Here is a 1,935-nt window from a genome sequence, read left to right as displayed (position 1 = left end):
CCAGCGCTGCGCTGGCAGTGTCCGGCATTCCGTTCAGTGGCCCCATTGGCGCGGCCCGCGTGGGTTACATCAATGGCGAATACGTGCTCAACCCCGGCCAGACGGCGCGCAAGAGCAGCCAGATGGACCTGGTCGTGGCAGGCACCGAAGCCGCTGTGCTGATGGTCGAATCCGAGGCACAGCAATTGCCTGAAGACGTGATGCTGGGCGCCGTGGTGTTCGGCCACGAGCAGGGCAAGATTGCCATCAACGCCATCCACGAGCTGGTGCGTGACGCTGGCAAGCCCGCCTGGGAATGGCAAGCCCCTGCCAAGGACGAGGCGCTGATTGCCAAGGTCACCCAACTGGCCGAGGACAAGCTGCGCGCCGCCTACCAGATCCGCAACAAGCAGGCCCGCACGCACGCCTGCCGCGAGGCCTACGCTGTGGTCATGGCCGACCTGAAGGAAGCCGGTGTCGAGTTTGACGCCGTCAAGGTCGAAGGCATGCTGTTCGACATCGAAGCGCGCATCGTGCGCAGCCAGATTCTGGCGGGCGAACCCCGTATCGACGGCCGCGACACGCGCACCGTGCGCCCCATCGAAATCCGCAACGGCGTGCTGCCGCGCACGCACGGCTCTGCGCTGTTCACCCGTGGCGAGACACAGGCGCTGGTTGTGGCCACGCTGGGCACCGAGCGCGATGCACAGCGCATCGACGCGCTGGCTGGCGAGTTTGAAGACCGCTTCATGCTGCACTACAACATGCCTCCCTTTGCCACCGGCGAAGTGGGCCGCATGGGCAGCACCAAGCGCCGCGAAATCGGCCACGGCCGCCTGGCCAAGCGTGCCCTGGTGGCCTGCCTGCCGAGCAAGGAAGAATTCCCCTACACCATCCGCGTGGTGTCGGAAATCACCGAGTCCAACGGCTCCTCGTCCATGGCCTCGGTCTGCGGCGGCTGCCTGTCGCTGATGGACGCTGGCGTGCCCATGAAGGCGCACGTGGCGGGCATTGCCATGGGACTGATCAAGGACGGCAACCGCTTCGCTGTGCTGACCGACATCCTGGGTGACGAGGATCACCTGGGCGACATGGACTTCAAGGTGGCCGGCACGACCAACGGCATCACCGCCCTGCAGATGGACATCAAGATCCAGGGCATCACCAAGGAAATCATGCAGGTGGCCCTGGCCCAGGCCAAGGAAGCGCGCATGCACATCCTGGGCAAGATGCAGGAAGCCATGGGCGAAGCCAAGGCCGAGATTTCGAGCTTTGCGCCCAAGCTCTACACGATGAAGATCAACCCCGAGAAGATCCGCGACGTGATCGGCAAGGGCGGCGCCACCATCCGTGCGCTGACCGAAGAAACCGGCTGCCAGATCAACATCGAGGAAGACGGCACCATCACCATCGCCGCCACCGAAGCCGCCAAGGCCGACGAGGCCAAGCGCCGCATCGAGCAGATCACGGCCGAAGTCGAAATCGGCAAGGTCTATGAAGGCCCGGTCACCAAGATCCTGGACTTTGGCGCGCTCATCAACCTGCTGCCCGGCAAGGACGGCCTGCTGCACATCAGCCAGATCGCCCACGAGCGCGTGGAGAAGGTCACCGACTACCTGAGCGAAGGCCAGATCGTCAAGGTCAAGGTGCTTGAGACGGACGAGAAGGGCCGCGTCAAGCTGTCCATGAAGGCACTGGCCGAGCGTCCCGCAGGCTTCAGCGACCGTCCGGCCCCTGCCGAGCGCCGCGAGCGCGAGCCGCGTGCTCCGCGCGAGGCCCGCGAGCCTCGCGATCCAGGTGCCGATCAGCAGCAACAGCAGCAGTCGGCGGGCTACCAGGACCAGATGCAGTCCTGATTCTTGGAATGAAATGCTATTAATTTGATAGCTGTTAGCGCTTCATTCATAAGCGCTAGAGGCCAAATATAGCATTTGTTTCATGCCATCCATGCAGGCC

The 1,935-nt window shown here is 63.9% G+C and carries 1 protein-coding gene; it reads left to right on the top strand.

Going from position 1 to position 1,935, the window contains the following annotated elements; all coding sequences use genetic code 11:
* Window positions 1-1,835 (top strand): polyribonucleotide nucleotidyltransferase (gene pnp, locus ACE3PH_RS15915; RefSeq protein ID WP_374320868.1); only part of this gene is annotated, 1,835 nt, incomplete at its 5' end.
* Between the last annotated feature and the right edge of the window lie 100 nt (window positions 1,836-1,935).

Origin of the sequence: Aquabacterium sp. (genome assembly GCF_041909175.1) — a bacterium.
Taxonomy (GTDB): domain Bacteria; phylum Pseudomonadota; class Gammaproteobacteria; order Burkholderiales; family Burkholderiaceae_C; genus Aquabacterium.
Note: the sequence above shows the minus strand (reverse complement) of the source record. Positions and strands in the feature narration are given on the sequence as shown.